Consider the following 17,017-nt stretch of genomic DNA (forward strand, 5'->3'; position numbering starts at 1 on the left):
GCAACGCCACGTCGTAATTTGCCGCCCGATACGCCAGACGCGACATTTGCCGATTAATTTGCGCCCGAAGCGAAAACGGCGCGCATCCGAAGATACGCACCGACTCAAAATTGCTGCGGGATCAGCGTGCCAGGACGTCGCGCATCTCCACGAGGTTGGAGCGCACGCGCAGGATATAGAAGCCCATCGTGGCAAGGTGCGTCGGCATGATCCAGCCATCCTCGCGGCCGTTCGAGATGATCGCCGGCTGGATTTTCAGTGCCGAACGAAGCTGCTTCATGGTTTCGATCCATAGCGGCTCGATACCGCGCGCCTTGATGACCGCGTCGAAATCCGCTCCGGCTGCCGAGAGGATGCCGTAATAACCATAGAGCTGGCCAAAGGCGAACCAGAAGCGATCATCGGCCCGCGTATCGAACCAGCCGCCATTGTGGAACTCCGAACGCTCGCGGATGATCGCGGAGGTGGAACCGATGTCATTGGCGATGCGGTCGAGGAACTCGATCAGGTTGTCCGAACGACCGTCGAAGATCGCATCGCAGGCTTCCAGCGAAGCGTTGAACTTGCGCAGGTCCGCCATGGCCGTGCGGTAATAGTTCGGCGTCGGCGTCTTCGGCAGCAGTGAATCCGAGCCGAAATACCAGGTTTCCTCATCGAACTGCATGTTGCCACGGGCGCGCTGCAGGTCGGCGTTGATGCCGGAGGTGCCGCGCACGCGACCGAGCGCGTCGACCAACTCCACCGCCGTGCGGCGGATCGTCTGGTTCACGCCGCGCTGGAAGGCCGCCTTGTTGTCCATCCAGGGCGTCTTGTCCCATTCAACTCCGAAAAGGCCGACCTTGTAGAGCAGCATGGAGGAAATCCACGCATTCTGGTTGACGTTGAAATCGATCAGGTCCGCGGTTACGTCGACGATGGCCGAACGCACACAGGTCTTCGGTTCCGGTTCGGCGGCATCGCCGGCAGCCGATGTCGTCGCCGCGCCACCCGAAGTGGCGCCACCCGCATCCTGCTTGCGCTGGGCGAGATTGTAGCTGTTGACGTAATCCGGGTTGAAGCCGCTCCAGACCTGCGTTTGCCAGATGAAATAGGCGTAGAAGCCGACGAGCAGGAGAAGGCCGATGCCGATCGGCCCCTTGATGATCCAGCTGCGGGCCTTGTACCAGTTCGTGGCCGTGATGAACGGCCAGAGGATCCAAGCGATCACGAGGCCGATGCCCCGGCCGATGGCCGCGAAGATGCGTTGGAAAAACGCGACGATCGGGTCAAGCATTGGCGTCGTCCTCTCTGATACCGAACAGTTTCCTGCGGAAAGCAGCCTTGTCTTGCAGATAGGTCCGCGTCAACGTCGCAACAACATAGGCGCGGAACTTTTCGCTATATTGCTCGTAAGCGGCGTAGAAACCCTGCTTGTCGAAAACGAAGCGCGACACGAAATCGTAGGGAACCATCTGTGAAATCAGGCGGTTGACCAACCACTGATCGGGGTGGTCCGGGGCGGCGCGCACCAGCAGGAAGCGCTTGTCGGCCGGGACCTCGTTGATCTTGATCTCGCCGGTCGCAGCCACCGTGCGGATCGCCTCCTGCAGGAAGGGATAGGTGCCGTCGCGGGCGACGAGATCCGCGTTGCGGTGCATCCAGGTCTGCAGCCAGATGCGGTCCGCCTTTTCGATATCCGTGGTCGGGTCGCCCTGGTTGACGAGATTGACCACCGTCATATCCGCGCGATGCTGGAAGAGGCCGGACTGTTCCACCCAAGAGGCGCGCGGCAGTTCCAGCCGCTTGGTCGAGACGAGAAACTCAAAGATGCGCTTGGGATCGTCGAGCGCGATGTAGCTCACCTGCCAGGGCCGCGAACGTCGGAAACCCGGCACGGTCGGATCGCAGATGACGGTTGTCGTCTTGTCGTCGAGAAAGACATAGACCCCGCCGAAATGGTTCGCCCAATAGGCCTCGTGCCGGAAGACCAGCTGGTCCGGAACCAACGCGTTCTGTCGGATATCGCCGGTCTGCTTGGCGAGATCCACCATGCGGTTCAGCATGGCGTCGTCCGCCCAGGCATTCGGCACCGTCTTCAGCCGATCGACGAGCGTGCGCAGTTCACCCGCCTTGCCGAGCATATTCTCGGCCGACAGCACCTTGAAGCGCACCTCGTTGATCGAGAGCAGGTCGTCGATATCGTTGACGACGGAAACGGAATCCTCGATCTCGCCATAGAGCGCATCGCGGATGGTGATCGCGTTGATGGCGCGGGCGTTCGCCGAGAAGAACTCGTGCATCAACGCGGCCGTGTTGGAAAAACTCGTGTGCACGACCGGCAGGTTCACCTGCTCCGGCGTCATGATGACGAAGCGGCGGTTGACGCGGTTCGGATCGAGATAGTCCCGGTCGCCAAGTTCGTCGGCGATCTCGGGCGAGAAGCCGGTCATGTCGATGCGAAAGCTGGTGAGTGCCGTACGCTTGATACCAAAACCGTCGAGCGCCTTGTTGTAGCGCTCGACCAGGTGCGGCTCGTCCACCGGCAAAAGCCGGCCATAGATCAGTTCGGCTTCGAGGAGGCGTTTCATACCGAGACACCGGAGACTTCAGGAATATATTTCACGCCGATGTCCTACACGAACGACGACCACGACAAGCCTGTTGTCCTGGATGTCACAAATAATCCGGTAGTCGCCGATGCGGTACCGCCAATAGCTTCCCAACCGCGCCCCTTGCAAAGCGCTTCCCAGCAGACGAGGATTTTCCGACGGAGCAAGCTTCGAAACTAGAAAATTGCGAATGCGCTTTGCTTCTACATGGCCGAGTTTATCGAGTTCTTTCTTAGCCCCTTCAGTGATCTCAATCTCCCAGGCCAAGCTCGTCCTCAACCTCCTTCAGCGAATAGACGCGGCTTTCGCCACGCCGCACACGCTCGAGTTCCTGCTCCGCAAGGTAGATATCCTCGAGATCTTCGATATGCTGCTCGATGGCCTCCCGGATATAATAGGTTGCCGTCCGCCCTGTCCGCGCAGCCAACGTCTGAAGGCGCTCATAGGTCTCGTCGGGAAGTCGGATTGCCGTCTGTCTCGCCATGCCAGCCCTCCTTGGGGTACGCGTATCCCAACCATATAACATCTGAGCCAAGCGATTTCCAGCAAGGCCGCTACCAGCGCCCCTCGGCCTTCATCGTCTCCATCTCGCGGATCGCCTTCTCGCGCTGGCGTTCGCGGCGGATGATATCGGAGACGGCGGCATCGTCGGATTTGTCGGTATAGCGGAATTCCGAGTCGGCATAGCGGTTGATCTCCTGCAACACCATCTCCATCGAGATCGGACCGCGCAGCTCCTCGATCATCGCCTTCTTCTCATCGTAGCCCTTGTGCATGAAGGCGCCGGCATTGGCGAACCAGTCGTCCGGCAACTCCACATCCATGGCGCGCATCTTGATGGCATCGGTGATGTTCTTGATGGCGCGGCCGGTGAAGCGCGGCTCGGCGAGCTTGATGCGGTGCAGGTAAGCGCCGACATCGGCGATCGACTGGATTGCGCCGTGCTCCTTTTCCTGGCGCTCCCAGACGGCGAGCAGGCCATCCTCCTGCGGCTTGGCGTGCTGCTCGTAAGACGTCGAGACGGCACGCTTGATCTCCTGGCCCGCAAACAGCTTGTGATCGCCGAGCGGGATCGCATGGTTCTTGCCGACCAGCATGGCGAAGATGTCAATGTAATCGTCCTCGGTCTGCGGTCCGTCCACCAGCCAGCGAGCGCCGGCACGCTGGCGCAGCGCATCGTCGACATTCTCCGGATAATTGGAGAACATGCCGAAGGTGCAGTTGCCGCGGATGACCGTAGAGGCACCAGCGAAACTCTCCATCAGCACCGCCGTCACCTCGTGCTGGCCGGCAGATGCCCGGTCGTCGGAGCGTTTTGCGGCGACCTGATCGACATCATCGATCGTGCCGAAGCCGATCGCCTTGGGATTGATGACGTTGTTTACGAATTCCTTGCAGTTCTGGCCCGATTTGCCCTGATAGGAGGAAATCTGGTCGACGCCGAAATTCTCGTAGTGGAAGGCGTAGCCGGCGATCTGGCAGTAATCGTTGACGAGGCCCGCAAGCATCTGGATGAGGATCGTCTTGCCGGTACCCGGCATGCCGTCGCCGATGAAGGTAAAGAGGAAGCCGCCGAGTTCGACGAAGGGGTTGAGCTGCCGCTCGAAATCATAGGCGACCAGCATCTTGGCAAGCTTCATCGCCTGGTATTTGGCGATGTGGTTGCCGATGATCTCTTCCGGCTTCTTGAAGGTCATGACCAGCGGTTTGCGCTTCTGGCCCGGCGCGACGTCGAAGCCCGAAAGCGTGAAATCATCCTGCTCGATGCGGATATGCGCATTCTCGAAGCCGGCAAGGCCCGTGAAACGGGCACGGCGCGAAACAAGCCCCTCGATGGCGACACGCGAGAAGGCACGCGCCCGGCTGATCAGAGCGGCATCGTCAGGCGCACCGGCCAAGGTGCGGTCGAGGCCCGAGACCATGCTTTTGAGCGCATCCTGCGGCGTATCGAAAAGATAATCCGGCTCCCCGCCATCCTCCACCGGCTCACCCTCGCCCGGCAGCGTCGCCCCGAGATAGGCGGCGAAAGTGAAGGCAGCAATGTAGGCCGAAGCCGCCAAGAGCGCCTTGAACTGGTTGGCCTCGTCACCGGCGAGCGGCGACGCGAGATTGCGCGCCTGAAGACCTTCCAGATTGGTCTGCCGTGAAAATACGCCCGAGACCGCCGATGCCACCTGCAGTCCTCGGCGCGAGCGAAACAGCACCGCATGCTGCTGCGGCGACAGCATCGGATCGGCCGCATGCACGGACTGGATGGTCTTGGCCAGTTCAACCTCGCGCGTGCGTCGCGCGCCGGCAGTCGAGACCGTCGAGACGAACCGCCTGTTGGTGCCGGCCAGCGCCGTGCCGCTCCTGTTGTCATCGCTTTCGAGGATGACAAGTTTGGTGACGAGGGTCTGCGCCATCGCCTGATGCTTGGCGATGTCGTCCTCGTGGATCGTCGTCAGTCCGGCATTGAGGCTCATGTCACCCCTCGCTGATTACCTGGTTTCCTGAGATAACGTGCACCTTGTAGGCGCCGAAAATGCCCTGCGTCTCACCGGCGGCGTAGAGTGCCTGATAGGCATCATGCGGCACGAGCGCATGTTTTTCGTAGGCGCTGACGCCCATGCGGGCAGCTTCGAGGTCGTCTGTCTCGATGTGGAACTCTTCCTGGGCAGGGGTGGAACTCCAAAAACCCTTCTGCGCCGGACGCTCGGCCTTGGAGAAGACCTCCTGCACCGTCCAGGTGAGCAGCCAGGCATTCTCCGGCTTGCGCACCTTGGACAGGATGTCGTTGACCCGCTCGTTGTTTTCCGTGATGCCGGCCGAATAGAACGGGCCGAGCACGATGCGCCGCAGCTGCTTGGGATGCAGTGTGGGAAAATCCTTGTCGAGATTGGTGGCGATCGTCACCGGTGTCAGCGAATAGGCGCTGTTCTTCAACGTGAAATCGTCGAAGCGGCTGGCAAGTTCCGGATTGAGCAGGCCGCCCACGGGCAACGGAATGTCCACGTCCGGATTGAGCTTGCCGTCCGGCCCGACCAGCATCTTCAGGATGTTGTCGCTCGAATCCTCGATCGTCGCCATGTAGATCATCGGCAGCGTCGCGGTGCCGTCGAAGGCTCCCCAGCAGACGATATAGTAAGGCCGCATGGTTTTGGGATTGACCGCCACGCGGATCGTCTCCGGCAGCACGAAGGGCGAGAAAATGTCGCCCTTGCCGATCTGCTCCAGATAGAGCCGCTCGGCCATGCGGGTCTGGAGATCCGTAGGGAAGGCCTTCTGGCGGAGAATGAAGTCCGCCATTTCCCCGCGCAGCTGGTCGGCATTCGGGATGGCCGCCAGGCGCTTTTCAGCGCTTTGCCGATCGTTCTCCAGCTCCAGCACGTTCTGGAAGACCGGAAAACCGCTTTCCGCGCGCGAGACGCGGAACTGCTGAACGAAGCCGATGCGGTTCTCCCAGCAGGCAAAAGAGGCCTTCAACCGGGCGAGATAGGGCATGACGACCTCGCCTACCACGGAATTGCGGTAGAGCGGGGAATTGCGGTCGCCCAGAAAGATTTCGAGACCACCCAGCGCAGCGCGGATGGTCGAGAAATATTGCGCAACGGCGCTGTCTGCCGGTGCGTTCATGGGCATCGCGCCCGTTGAGAAACGGCAAGCGCACGATGGGGCATGCGGACCATCACTGCTTCACATAGTTCGCGGTGTTGTGCTTTTCCATCACGGCCTGGAAGCGGCGGGCGAAGGCATCGTCGGCGAGCTTCTTGCGGCGCTGGATGTCCTGCGTCGACAGCATGTTCTTCTCGTGCATTTCCAGGAGGTCGCCGATATGGCGCTGCGCGGCCGAGCCGATACCGGCCATGGTCTCCTCCGCAGCCGTATCGACCTGAGAGCCGAGCGTGTTGATCTTGTGCGCCACGTCCTGCTGGGCCGCCGTCTTCAACGAATCCTCCAGCGCCTTGTAGAGCACGATGCGCTGCTCGGTATCGATGGTCAGCTTGTTGATCAGCGTGTTCTGCGCGGCAATCTGGTTGTTGAGCGAATCCACGAAGGTCTGGAACATAGACGTGTAGCGCTCGAGCGTCTGGCTTTCTGCCAGAAGCTCCTGCTCCTTCGCCTGCATCATGTTATATTCGGTCGCCAGCGCCGAGCGCTCGCCTTCAAGCTCCGTGCGGCTCTTTTGGTCCGTCGAGGCGGCGATGCGGTTTTCGAGGTCCATGAGAAGCGGGTTCAGCTCCTCGATGCGCTTCTGGGTCGCTTCCAGATTGGTCATCGTGCCCTTGCGGCGCTCGATCACCTGCACGAGGCTGGCCTCGGAGGTCTTGTAGCGCTGGTCGAGGATCGACTTCTGCTCCTTCAGGATGCCGACGATGGTGTCGGATTTGGAGAGCAGTTCCTGAAGATTGCCGGCCAGCGACATGTTGCGCACGCGATCGGTGCGCATGCGTTGCATCTTCTGCTTGGAGAAGATGCCAATGAACTTTTCGTAGCCCGTATAGCTCTTCATGCTCTCGAATTCGGTGCCGAAGATGTTCGTCGCATCTTCCAGGCCGATGATGAGATCGGCGATATTGCCTTCCATCACCTTCTGCTGGTTGATGACGTCGGAGATCCGGGCGTTCTCGATATCGAAATTGACGTCGCCGAGCTTGGTGTCCGCCTTGGCGAACTGGTCGAGCACGGTGCTCGACTGCTCCATCTTGCTGCGCATCTGGTTGACGACACTGCGGGTCTTTTCGATTTCCGCGTCGAAGTTCTGAAGTGTGGCCATGCCTTGTCCCCTTACGTTCTCCACGGCAGACGTCTTCGTCGCCCGATTTATTCCATCGCGGCAACACTATACGAATTCAGACAGATAGGAACCTGCCCCGCGAGAACATGTGGGACACGGCGGGCGCACCGCAAGATGGCGGCGGCAAATTTTCTGCCGATCGTCAGTAGCCGGCCGGCGCCTTCAGATAGGCGATGAGATTGGCGATGTCCTCGATCTTCTTCAGGCCGGCAAAGGTCATGCGCGTGCCAGGCACCATGGCCTTGGGCGACATCAGATATTCGGCGATCTGCGCCTCGCTCCACACCTTGCCATCCTCCCCGAAGGCCCGCATGGCCGGAGAATAGCCGTAGTCCTCGATCGCCGCGACCGGCCGCCCGATAATGCCCGACAGCGTCGGCCCAACGCGATTAACCTGCTCCACGGAATGGCATGGCGCACATTTCTTGAAGACGGTTTTTCCCGCGACCGCATCGCCCTCCGCAAAAGCGGGGGCGGCAAGACAGAGGAAAATGGCAAATGTCGAAAGCGGTTTCATCCTTCGTCCCCTTCGCCGTCTCGCCTCACTCAGCATTCATGATGTCGTCCCAATGGCGGCGGCAGTAGGAAACGTACTTGTCATTGCCGCCGATTTCCACCTGCGCGCCCGACTTCGCCACCTTGCCGTCGGCGCCGAGGCGCACGACCATAGTCGCCTTGCGGCCGCAATGGCAGATGGTGCGCACCTCGCGCATTTCATCGGCGATGGCGAGCAGCGCCTTCGAGCCGGGAAACAGCTTGCCCTGGAAATCCGTGCGCAGGCCATAGGCCATGACGGGAATGGAGAGCCGGTCGGCGACCCGGGCGAGCTGCCAGACCTGCTCTTCGGAGAGGAACTGCGCCTCGTCGACGAAGACGCAGGCAATCGCGCCACTGCCGTCGCCGTTCAAGTCCTCGATATGGCGGTAGAGGTCGTCGGTGTGGTCGAAGGCGATGGCATCGGAGGAGAGCCCGATGCGTGAGGAGATGCGGCCGGCGCCAGCGCGGTCGTCGAAGGAGGCGATGAAGATCGCCGTGCGCATGCCGCGTTCCTGATAGTTGTAGGACGCCTGCAAAAGCAGCGTCGACTTGCCCGCGTTCATCGTCGCGTAACTGAAATAGAGCTTGGCCATGATTTTCTCCGTTCCCGCGTCATGGCTCGGCAAGGCGCGATTTTCCAGCCGAAAAGGGTCGAAAACCACAGAAATCAGCGCGGCCCGTCCTTTGCGACATCCATGTGCGAAATTGCGAACCGGTGCGAAATTAATTGGACGATTCAGGGTGTTCCGGTTACGCCAAGGTGCTTGAAAGCATATCGTTTTGATGATTGGCTAAACTACCAGTTATAAGGGGAGCAAAAATATGAAGACTGCATCACCATTGAAGACCCTGCTTGCCGCCGCCGTATCCGTTATCGCGCTCGGCGTGGCCGGTGCCTCGGCCGCGGAAGCCGAAAGCTGTGGCAAGGTTCGGTTCTCGGATGTCGGCTGGACGGACGTGACCTCCACGACCGCAACCGCAAGTGTCATCCTGAAGGGCCTCGGCTACGAGACGGAAGTTACCGTTCTCTCGGTTCCGGTCACCTACACCTCGCTCAGCAACAAGGACATCGATGTCTTCCTCGGCAACTGGATGCCGACCCAGGAAGCCGACATCAAGCCGTTCCGTGAAGACGGCTCGGTCGAGACCGTGCGCGAAAACCTCGAGGGCGCGAAGTACACGCTCGCGACCAATGCCAAGGGCGCCGAGCTCGGCATCAAGGATTTCGCCGACATCGCCAAGCAGAAGGACGCGCTCGGCTCCAAGATCTACGGCATCGAGCCCGGCAATGACGGCAACCGCCTGATCATCGACATGGTCTCGGGCAACAAGTTCGACCTGACCGGCTTCGAGGTCGTCGAATCCTCCGAACAGGGCATGCTGGCCGAAGTCGCGCGTGCTGAAGGCGACGGTTCGCCGATCGTCTTCCTCGGCTGGGAACCCCACCCGATGAACGCCAACTTCAAGCTGACCTATCTGACCGGCGGCGACGACATCTTCGGACCCAACTTCGGCGGCGCGACGGTCTACACCAACGTGCGCAAGGGCTACGTCACCGAGTGCCCGAATGTCGGAAAATTCCTGCAGAACCTCAAGTTCTCGCTGGAAATGGAAAACCAGATCATGGGCAAGATCCTGAACGACGGTCAGGACCCGGAAGCCGCAGCGACCGACTGGATCAAGGCGAACCCGGCCGCCATCGAGCCATGGCTCGCAGGCGTGACCACCAAGGACGGCAGCGGCGAAGCCCTGCCGGCGGTCAAAACCGCGCTTGGTCTCTAACAGGCAAGAATAGGGCGGGAAGGAAACTTTCCCGCCCTTCTTCTCTCCGGATAGTGCACCTCCCGCAAAATTGCCGGGCGGCTTGATGTCCGGAATTGCGAAACGCTTGTTGCATATCGTCGTCAACCTCCAGACTGGGGCTCGCTGCCGTGGATTGGCTCACCGTCTCTAAAATTCCGATCGGTCCGATCGCCAAGGAAGCCGTCAGCTGGCTGACGACGAATGGCAAGGGCCTGTTCGATTTCCTGAAGGTCTTCCTGCAGGCCGGCATCGATGCCGTGCTCTTTCTGCTTCAAGGCCCCTTCTCGTCGGCCGGCGGCAAGTTCGGTTACGCCATCGCTCTCATCCTGCTCGTCACGGGCGCCAGCTGGTATTTCCGCCGCTCGCTCGGTGTGGCCATCTTCACCTTTCTCGGCCTGCTGCTCATCGTGAACCAGGGGTACTGGAAGGAAACGACGGAAACGCTGGCCCTCGTGCTCGCGGCTACCGGCGTCAGCATGGTCGTCGGCATCCCGCTCGGCATCGCCGCCGCCCGCCGCCCGTGGTTCTACTCGATCCTGCGCCCCGCGCTCGACCTGATGCAGACGATCCCAACCTTCGTGTATCTCATTCCGGCGCTCATCCTCTTCGGCCTCGGCATGGTGCCGGGCCTGATCGCGACCGTGATCTTCGCCATCCCCGCGCCGATCCGCCTCACCCGCCTCGGCATCATCTCGACGCCACCCTCGCTGGTCGAAGCCGCCCAGGCTTTTGGTGCGACGCCGAGCCAGGTGCTGCGCAAGGTCGAGCTGCCCTTCGCCACACCGCAGATCATGGCCGGCCTCACTCAGACCATCATGCTCTCGCTGTCGATGGTGGTCATCGCCGCCCTCGTCGGCGCCAAGGGCCTTGGCGTTCCCGTGGTTCGCGCGCTCAACACCGTGAACATCTCCATGGGCTTCGAGGCCGGCCTCTGTATCGTCATTCTGGCGATCATCCTCGACCGCCTCTTCCGCTCTTCCGATGATGGAGACGCATGATGACCGAATCCGTCGTCTTCAAGAACGTCTCCATCATCTTCGGCGACAATCCGCAGCGGGCGCTTGCACTGGCCGATGCCGGCAAGTCGCGTGACGAGATCGGTGCGGAAACCGGCCTCGTGCTCGGCGTGGCGGATGCCACGCTGTCGATCACCGAGGGCGAGATCCTCGTGCTGATGGGCCTTTCCGGCTCCGGCAAATCGACGCTGCTGCGCGCCGTCAACGGGCTTGCGCCCGTGGTGCGCGGCGATGTGCAGGTGAAGGCCGGCGGCGGCAGCGTGAACCCGTACACGGCCACGCCCAAGGCGCTGCGCGACTTCCGCATGCACACCGTCTCCATGGTGTTCCAGCAATTCGCGCTCCTGCCCTGGCGCACCGTCGCCGACAATGTCGGCTTCGGCCTCGAGCTCGCCAATGTGCCGGAAGCCGAGCGCAAGGCGCGCGTCGCCGAACAGCTCGAACTCGTTAACCTCACCAAGTGGGCTGAGCGCAAGGTGAACGAACTCTCGGGCGGCATGCAGCAACGCGTCGGCCTCGCCCGCGCCTTTGCGACCGGCGCGCCGATCCTGCTCATGGACGAGCCGTTCTCGGCGCTCGACCCGCTGATCCGCACACGCCTGCAGGACGAGCTTCTCGAGTTCCAGCGCCGGCTGAAGAAGACGATCCTTTTCGTCAGCCACGATCTCGACGAGGCCTTCCGCATCGGCAACCGCATTGCCATCATGGAAGGCGGGCGCATCATCCAGTGCGGCACGCCGCAGGAGATCGTGAAGAACCCGGCCAACCAGTATGTCGCGGATTTCGTGCAGAACATGAACCCGATCAACATGCTGACCGCCGGCGACGTCATGCAGCACGGCGCGTCCAGCAGCGGTGGCGTGACCGCGACGGCGACCGTCCAGACCCCGCTCGTCGACATTCTCGACGCCATGTCGCGCACGCCTGGCAATGTTGGCATCGTCGACAACGGCACGGTCATCGGCACGATCAACGCACAGGATATCGTGAACGGATTGACGCGGCACCGGCGCCGCGGCTGACAGCCGGCTTTGTTCGGATTAGATAGGGCAGCGCTCCAAAACGGGCGCTGCCTTTTTCATTGGGAATGACCGGGAGAACGAGATGACCGAGAAGGACAAGCCGAGCGTGCTACGCGAAACGGACGACGAGGCCCGCCGCCTCGCCCGCACCCTGCTGCGCTCCGCCCGCAGTTGCGCGCTCGCGGTGCTCGAACCGGAAACCGGCACCCCCTTCGCCAGCCGCACACTCACCGGCACCGATACGGACGGCACCCCCGTCATCCTTGTCTCGGCGCTGTCCGTGCACACCCAGGCGCTGCGCGCCGACCCGCGCGCCTCGCTACTCGCCGGCGAACCCGGCAAGGGCGATCCGCTTGCCCATCCGCGCCTCACGGTGATCTGCGAAGCCAAGGAGGTTGCCCGTGACAGCGATGCCCATGCGGCGCTGCGCGAACGCTTCGTGCGCCGCCATCCCAAGGCAAAGCTCTATGTCGATTTCCCCGACTTCGCCTTCTTCCGCCTCGTGCTGATGCGCGCCCATCTCAACGGCGGCTTCGGCAAGGCCTTCGTTCTGACGGCCGACGATCTGTTGATTCGCTCCGCTGCCCGGGGCGCGCTCGCCGAGATGGAAAGCGGCGCCGTCGAGCATATGAACAGCGACCATGCGGAAGCCGCCGGCATCTACGCCCGCCACTATTGCGGTGCCAGGGACGGCGACTGGATCATCGTCGGCCTCGACGCGGCCGGCATCGACCTTGCGAGCGGCGACAAACTGAAGCGGCTGGAGTTTTCACGCGAACTTGATCAGGCCTCGGAACTACGCGGAGAGCTTGCGCGTTTGCTTCGCGAAGCAAGGGCGATGGGCTGAATATCAGGCATTTCCCGATCCGTCCGCCTGGACGCTTTCCGCGATGACAAGAGGTCTTCTATCGCCATGCGTGCACATACCCCCATTTCTTGCAATTGATGAGAGGTATTTTGCTTATATGCTAACAAGCGGATTCACATAAAATCACATGTTTTGAAGCGGAAACGCCCAAAGGAGTTTCAGATGAACAAGATTTCAGACGCAGAACACGCGCAGGCCGAAGTCGCATCCGACTTTCTTTCCGCCATGGCGAATCCAAAACGCCTGCTGATTCTCAAGGTTCTGGTCGAAGGCGAGATCGCCGTTGGCGCGCTTGCGACGCATGTCGGCCTCAGCCAGTCAGCGCTGTCGCAGCACCTGTCGAAATTGCGCGCGCAGAACCTCGTGACCACCCGCCGCGACGCCCAGACCATCTATTATTCCAGCAAGTCGGACGCCGTCCTGACCGTGCTCGATGCGCTTGAACGCATTTACAAGACCCCCGGCAACGGCGCTTCGGAAAAGAAATTGCGCATCGCCTGAATTGCCATACTCTGTTGCTTCTCAGCGCCCCGGACGATTATCCGGGGCGTTTCGTTTTGGTGCGCGGGAGCAGGGCTTTGAACAAATCCCACAACGAGATGGACGAAATCATCCGGCAGATCGCCGATGAACCGAAGCGCGACAACCGCTGGTATCTGACGGCCGTTGCCAAGGCTCGGGATGCCGTCGCCCAGGCAGAGGCGCATTTCGGCGCGCCCGTAAAAGTCACGGCGAAAACCAAAACGAAGGCCAACGGGAAATTCGTGGTGAAACTGACGTTCGAGAAAGCCGATTGAGCGGCCCCGGACGGTTGCATGAACGGCGCTTGACGCCCTTCGGCGTGTTGATAATTTGACCAGCGGGTAAAAATCATCATCCGGGCTGGCCCCACATTCCAAGCATCATGGAGAGACCGCATGTCCAACCGCCTCAACACACCCAACGATCTGCGCGCCTTCTGGATGCCGTTCACGGCAAACCGGCAGTTCAAGAAGGAACCGCGGCTCTTCGTCGGCGCCAAGGACATGTATTACACCACCCATGACGGCCGTCAGGTGCTGGACGGCACGGCGGGCTTGTGGTGTGTCAACGCCGGTCACTGTCGCCCGAAGATCACCGAAGCGATCCGCGAACAGGCCGGCGAGCTCGACTATGCACCCGCCTTCCAGCTCGGCCATCCCAAGGCCTTCGAGCTGGCCAATCGTCTCGTCGACATCGCGCCCGAAGGCATGAACCACGTGCTCTACACCAATTCCGGCTCGGAATCGGTCGAGACCGCGCTGAAGGTGGCGCTCGCCTATCACCGCGCCAAGGGCGAGGGTTCGCGCTTCCGCCTCATCGGCCGCGAGCGTGGCTATCACGGCGTCAATTTCGGTGGCATCTCCGTCGGCGGCATCGTCTCCAACCGCAAGATGTTCGGCACGCTTCTGACCGGCGTCGACCACATGCCGCACACCCACTTCCCGGACAAGAACGCGTTTTCGCGCGGCGAGCCGGAGCATGGCGGCGATATCGCCAGCGAATTGCGGCGCATCATCACCCTGCATGACGCCTCCACCATCGCCGCCGTCATCGTCGAGCCGGTCGCCGGCTCTACAGGCGTGCTCATTCCGCCGAAGGGCTATCTGCAGAAGCTGCGCGAAATCTGCACGCAGCACGGCATCCTGCTGATCTTCGACGAGGTCATCACCGGTTTCGGCCGCCTCGGCGCGCCCTTTGCCGCGCAGTATTTCGATGTGAAGCCCGACATCATCACCACCGCCAAGGGCCTGACCAACGGCGTGATCCCGATGGGCGCCGTCTTCGTGACGTCGGAAATCCACGACACGTTCATGAACGGCCCGGAACACATGATCGAGTTCTTCCATGGCTACACCTATTCCGGCAACCCGATCGCCTGCGCCGCCGCACTCGGCACGCTCGACACCTACAAGGAAGAAGGCCTGCTGACCCGCGCCGCCGAACTCGCCTCCTACTGGGAAGACGGCCTGCATTCGCTGCGCGACTGCCCCAATGTCATCGACGTCCGAAATGTCGGCCTGATCGGCGCCATCGAGCTCTCGCCGATTGCCGGCGAGCCGACCAAGCGTGCCTTCAATGCCTTCCTCAAGGCCTATGAGAAGGGCCTGCTCATCCGCACGACGGGCGACATCATCGCGCTCTCGCCGCCGCTGATCATCGAAAAACCGCAGATCGACGAGCTGTTCGGCAAGCTGCGCGACGTGCTTCAGAACAACATCTGATCCGGCCTATTCAGATCAGGGACATGGCGGCTCCGGCCGCCATTTTCGTTTGGGGATCAAAGCCGGCGCAGGTGGCCGGAATAGTGCACGACGGTGCCGATGCCGGGCAGAGCGATCGGCACGTCGAAGCAGAACTCCTCGCCCTCCGCCCATTCCCGTGCCTCGCTCTTCGGCGCAAGCCGGAGCGGCATGGGAATGCCTAGGACGGACCAGCCGCGCATCACCATCGTCAGGCCGTTTGCGTCGGACGGCAGATCGAAGGAAAACCGCATAGGTCCGAAGCGTTCAACGAGGCACCCACCGGACTGGCTGAGTTCGCTGGAAAAGGTGTTGCCCGCGAAATCCCGCGTCCAGCGCTCGACCCCGTCACGCTCCTCGAAGGCGACATGCAGATCATGCTCGCCCGCCGGCGGAAAGCGCATCACGGCGCAGACCAGCCGGGCCAGCAACGAGCGGCCACGCCGGACCCGCCCGCGCCCGGCAGCGCCGCCATCCCCGATGACATCATGCATCCCGCGGACCGGCTCCGGCAGACGGTCGTAGGCCGGGCCGATCACGCGGCGGTAAAGCGGCACATAGGGCCTGTCCTCCACCGCATGGGCGATCGCCAGCCGCGAAAAATGCGGCTCGAAATCCTCCAGCGCAACCGCCCCCGCCGCATGGCGCGCACCCGGCGCGGGCGTCCCCGTGGCAAGGACATTGGCCAGCACATGGGCGGCGATGGTGGGGATTTCCGGCCCGTCCCCTCTTCAGCAATCAGCGTCCAGCGCCGAACGCGCGCACCGTCCTCGCCCCACCCTTTCACTTCGATCGCCATGGCGGACCGGTCCGAACCGAGGCGCGCGCTCAGGCCTTGCAGCGGCAGGAGCCATTTCGCAAAGGGTGACAGCGATGCGAGCCAGCGCCATTTCACCGGCCAACTGAGCAGCCAAAGCGTGAGAAGCTGGAAGGAAAATTCCGGCCCCGCGCGAAAAATCGTCGCCGGACGGCCGGAAACGGTTTCCGGCACGATCGTATGATCCGGCACATCGGCAAGCGCCACCAGCCGGCGGATCGGCTTGCGGCCCGGCACTTCAAAACGCTCCCGCCGCAGCCGATGCCAGCCGGTCTCCTCAAGCCAGCGGCCGGCGCGCCAGAGACGGAGCGGCTTTCCGACATAACTCAGGATCGCCGAAGCGACCGAGGCCCCCGCCGTCGCGCGGTTCGAGGCACTGATCGCCATCTCGATGGAGCGCACCTCCGTCAAGTCCTTGCTGAGCGCGGCGATGACGGCGCCGGAAAGCGCCGGAACGCTCGATCCGCCGGAGATGACGACGACATTCGCCGCCCGCGCCACCGAATCCAGCCTAGCGATACCGCTGACGAAATCTCGCGCATCGGCAAGATCGACATAATGCACGCCGCAGGCAATACAGGCTTCAACGACGCTATAGCTGCCGCCCTGAAACGGCCCGGCAGCATCGATGAGGAGAAAGGGACGATGCGCCACGAGCAAGGGCCGCAGGTCGCCATTCCGGTCGGCCACAAGCGCACGGGCGTTGGGTAATTCCGCCGCGAGGCGCTCCGCGGTGTCGCGGTTGCGCCCAGCCACCAGCACCACCCAGCCATCCGCCGCCAACCGTCGGCAAAGGCGCGCGCCGAACCCGCCGTAACCGCCGAGAACAACGACGCTTCTCAAAGCACGCGATCTGCATCGCCGGGCGACGGCACCCAGCAGGTCTCGCGTCGCCCGAAGAAGCGGTAGCGATTGCGCGCCAGCCAGCGATAGGCGGGATCGCGCAGAAAGCGGGGAATGAACCGCAGCACGGCAATAGTTTTCCAGGGCCATCCGAGGCCGGCATAGATCGCCAGCACCGCATCGCTGTCCTTCAGCACGGCATCGCCATCGACGATGATCAGGCTTTCCGGATTGGCGGGATCGATGCCGAAACGGCGATAGAGCGCTGCCCCCGTGGCCTTCTGCATGGAGGCGAGGCGGAAGCGGCGGGCGTGATCGTGCCGCAGCACGAATTGCGCATTGGCCGAGCAGAGAATGCACTCTGCATCAAAAACGATGATCGGCCCCGCCTGGTCGTCCTGTTTCATGCCGTCATCCTATTTCGGCGCTCCGGTGCTATCAACCGAATTCACCCGCAGCCGGCGCGCAAAACCCGGCGATCCGCG

The 17,017-nt window shown here is 62.1% G+C and carries 19 protein-coding genes; 7 read left to right on the forward strand and 12 right to left on the reverse strand.

From position 1 onward, the window contains the following. Positions 1 to 121: 121 nt before the first annotated feature. From MUU55_RS05235 to MUU55_RS05275, 9 genes are all read right to left on the reverse strand, one after another. Positions 122 to 1,273 (reverse strand): DUF2333 family protein, encoded by a 1,152-nt coding sequence (locus tag MUU55_RS05235; protein WP_244759685.1) that lies wholly within the window; start codon positions 1,271 to 1,273, stop codon positions 122 to 124. Continuing rightward, entirely contained in the window at positions 1,266 to 2,567 is a 1,302-nt protein-coding gene (locus MUU55_RS05240) for a DUF6638 family protein (RefSeq protein WP_244759686.1), read from the reverse strand. The genes MUU55_RS05235 and MUU55_RS05240 overlap by 8 nt, the downstream gene beginning before the upstream one ends. 18 nt (positions 2,568 to 2,585) lie before the next feature. Further along, positions 2,586 to 2,855 (reverse strand): type II toxin-antitoxin system RelE family toxin, encoded by a 270-nt coding sequence (locus MUU55_RS05245; RefSeq protein ID WP_244759687.1) that lies wholly within the window; start codon positions 2,853 to 2,855, stop codon positions 2,586 to 2,588. After that, positions 2,839 to 3,072, reverse strand: coding sequence for a type II toxin-antitoxin system RelB family antitoxin (gene relB / locus MUU55_RS05250; protein WP_244759688.1), 234 nt, complete (start codon positions 3,070 to 3,072; stop codon positions 2,839 to 2,841). The genes MUU55_RS05245 and relB overlap by 17 nt, the downstream gene beginning before the upstream one ends. 70 nt (positions 3,073 to 3,142) lie before the next feature. Continuing rightward, positions 3,143 to 5,053, reverse strand: a complete 1,911-nt coding sequence (locus MUU55_RS05255; RefSeq protein ID WP_244759689.1) for an AAA family ATPase — start codon at positions 5,051 to 5,053, stop codon at positions 3,143 to 3,145. Between the two features lies 1 nt (position 5,054). Next, complete coding sequence (locus MUU55_RS05260; RefSeq protein ID WP_244759690.1) at positions 5,055 to 6,203, reverse strand: hypothetical protein; 1,149 nt, start codon at positions 6,201 to 6,203, stop codon at positions 5,055 to 5,057. 52 nt (positions 6,204 to 6,255) lie between these two features. After that, positions 6,256 to 7,344 (reverse strand): hypothetical protein, encoded by a 1,089-nt coding sequence (locus tag MUU55_RS05265; protein ID WP_244759691.1) that lies wholly within the window; start codon positions 7,342 to 7,344, stop codon positions 6,256 to 6,258. Positions 7,345 to 7,507: 163 nt separating this feature from the next. Next, the gene (locus MUU55_RS05270; protein ID WP_244759692.1) at positions 7,508 to 7,882 is read right to left on the reverse strand and encodes a c-type cytochrome; all 375 of its coding nucleotides are present in this window, start codon (positions 7,880 to 7,882) and stop codon (positions 7,508 to 7,510) included. A gap of 25 nt (positions 7,883 to 7,907) precedes the next feature. Then, complete coding sequence (locus tag MUU55_RS05275) at positions 7,908 to 8,495, reverse strand: thymidine kinase (RefSeq protein ID WP_244759693.1); 588 nt, start codon at positions 8,493 to 8,495, stop codon at positions 7,908 to 7,910. Positions 8,496 to 8,724: 229 nt separating this feature from the next. Here MUU55_RS05275 and MUU55_RS05280 point away from each other — a divergent pair, with 229 nt between their 5' ends. From MUU55_RS05280 to aptA, 7 genes are all read left to right on the forward strand, one after another. After that, positions 8,725 to 9,684, forward strand: a complete 960-nt coding sequence (locus MUU55_RS05280) for a choline ABC transporter substrate-binding protein (RefSeq protein ID WP_244759694.1) — start codon at positions 8,725 to 8,727, stop codon at positions 9,682 to 9,684. 149 nt (positions 9,685 to 9,833) lie between these two features. Then, positions 9,834 to 10,703, forward strand: coding sequence for a choline ABC transporter permease subunit (choW, locus tag MUU55_RS05285; RefSeq protein ID WP_244759695.1), 870 nt, complete (start codon positions 9,834 to 9,836; stop codon positions 10,701 to 10,703). Then, on the forward strand, positions 10,703 to 11,743 hold the full coding sequence (choV, locus tag MUU55_RS05290; protein WP_244759696.1) for a choline ABC transporter ATP-binding protein: 1,041 nt from the start codon (positions 10,703 to 10,705) through the stop codon (positions 11,741 to 11,743). The genes choW and choV overlap by 1 nt, the downstream gene beginning before the upstream one ends. Before the next feature lie 82 nt (positions 11,744 to 11,825). After that, positions 11,826 to 12,590 (forward strand): HugZ family pyridoxamine 5'-phosphate oxidase, encoded by a 765-nt coding sequence (locus tag MUU55_RS05295; protein WP_244759697.1) that lies wholly within the window; start codon positions 11,826 to 11,828, stop codon positions 12,588 to 12,590. A gap of 183 nt (positions 12,591 to 12,773) precedes the next feature. After that, positions 12,774 to 13,112, forward strand: a complete 339-nt coding sequence (locus tag MUU55_RS05300) for an ArsR/SmtB family transcription factor (protein WP_244759698.1) — start codon at positions 12,774 to 12,776, stop codon at positions 13,110 to 13,112. A 77-nt stretch (positions 13,113 to 13,189) separates the two neighbouring features. Next, a complete protein-coding gene (locus MUU55_RS05305) occupies positions 13,190 to 13,408 on the forward strand; it encodes a hypothetical protein (RefSeq protein ID WP_244759699.1) in 219 nt (72 codons plus the stop codon). Between the two features lie 120 nt (positions 13,409 to 13,528). Next, positions 13,529 to 14,854, forward strand: coding sequence for an omega-aminotransferase AptA (gene aptA, locus MUU55_RS05310; RefSeq protein ID WP_244759700.1), 1,326 nt, complete (start codon positions 13,529 to 13,531; stop codon positions 14,852 to 14,854). 56 nt (positions 14,855 to 14,910) lie between these two features. On the opposite strand, the gene MUU55_RS05315 is transcribed toward aptA, so the two are convergent. Genes MUU55_RS05315 through MUU55_RS05325 form a run of 3 tightly spaced genes read right to left on the reverse strand, consistent with a single transcriptional unit; the run spans position 14,911 to position 16,939 of the window. Beyond that, a complete protein-coding gene (locus MUU55_RS05315) occupies positions 14,911 to 15,429 on the reverse strand; it encodes a DUF4166 domain-containing protein (protein WP_244759701.1) in 519 nt (172 codons plus the stop codon). Then, a complete protein-coding gene (locus MUU55_RS05320; protein WP_244759702.1) occupies positions 15,408 to 16,532 on the reverse strand; it encodes a saccharopine dehydrogenase family protein in 1,125 nt (374 codons plus the stop codon). Before MUU55_RS05320 ends, MUU55_RS05315 begins: the two co-directional genes overlap by 22 nt. After that, positions 16,529 to 16,939: a thiol-disulfide oxidoreductase DCC family protein gene (locus MUU55_RS05325; protein ID WP_244759703.1), complete on the reverse strand. Its 411-nt coding sequence runs from the start codon at positions 16,937 to 16,939 to the stop codon at positions 16,529 to 16,531. Before MUU55_RS05325 ends, MUU55_RS05320 begins: the two co-directional genes overlap by 4 nt. Between the last annotated feature and the right edge of the window lie 78 nt (positions 16,940 to 17,017).

This window comes from Shinella curvata, from assembly GCF_022899935.1.
Classification (GTDB): Bacteria; Pseudomonadota; Alphaproteobacteria; order Rhizobiales; family Rhizobiaceae; genus Shinella; species Shinella curvata.

Excerpts from the sequence above, each read along its gene's own strand:
- relB (WP_244759688.1), bottom strand. The coding sequence starts at position 3,072 with ATGGCGAGACAGACGGCAATCCGACTTCCCGACGAGACCTATGAGCGC.
- MUU55_RS05265 (WP_244759691.1), bottom strand. The coding sequence starts at position 7,344 with ATGGCCACACTTCAGAACTTCGACGCGGAAATCGAAAAGACCCGCAGT.
- MUU55_RS05325 (WP_244759703.1), bottom strand. The coding sequence starts at position 16,939 with ATGAAACAGGACGACCAGGCGGGGCCGATCATCGTTTTTGATGCAGAG.
- MUU55_RS05255 (WP_244759689.1), bottom strand. The coding sequence starts at position 5,053 with ATGAGCCTCAATGCCGGACTGACGACGATCCACGAGGACGACATCGCC.
- choV (WP_244759696.1), top strand. The coding sequence starts at position 10,703 with ATGACCGAATCCGTCGTCTTCAAGAACGTCTCCATCATCTTCGGCGAC.
- MUU55_RS05275 (WP_244759693.1), bottom strand. The coding sequence starts at position 8,495 with ATGGCCAAGCTCTATTTCAGTTACGCGACGATGAACGCGGGCAAGTCG.
- MUU55_RS05260 (WP_244759690.1), bottom strand. The coding sequence starts at position 6,203 with ATGAACGCACCGGCAGACAGCGCCGTTGCGCAATATTTCTCGACCATC.
- MUU55_RS05300 (WP_244759698.1), top strand. The coding sequence starts at position 12,774 with ATGAACAAGATTTCAGACGCAGAACACGCGCAGGCCGAAGTCGCATCC.
- MUU55_RS05240 (WP_244759686.1), bottom strand. The coding sequence starts at position 2,567 with ATGAAACGCCTCCTCGAAGCCGAACTGATCTATGGCCGGCTTTTGCCG.
- MUU55_RS05280 (WP_244759694.1), top strand. The coding sequence starts at position 8,725 with ATGAAGACTGCATCACCATTGAAGACCCTGCTTGCCGCCGCCGTATCC.
- MUU55_RS05235 (WP_244759685.1), bottom strand. The coding sequence starts at position 1,273 with ATGCTTGACCCGATCGTCGCGTTTTTCCAACGCATCTTCGCGGCCATC.
- MUU55_RS05295 (WP_244759697.1), top strand. The coding sequence starts at position 11,826 with ATGACCGAGAAGGACAAGCCGAGCGTGCTACGCGAAACGGACGACGAG.
- aptA (WP_244759700.1), top strand. The coding sequence starts at position 13,529 with ATGTCCAACCGCCTCAACACACCCAACGATCTGCGCGCCTTCTGGATG.
- MUU55_RS05270 (WP_244759692.1), bottom strand. The coding sequence starts at position 7,882 with ATGAAACCGCTTTCGACATTTGCCATTTTCCTCTGTCTTGCCGCCCCC.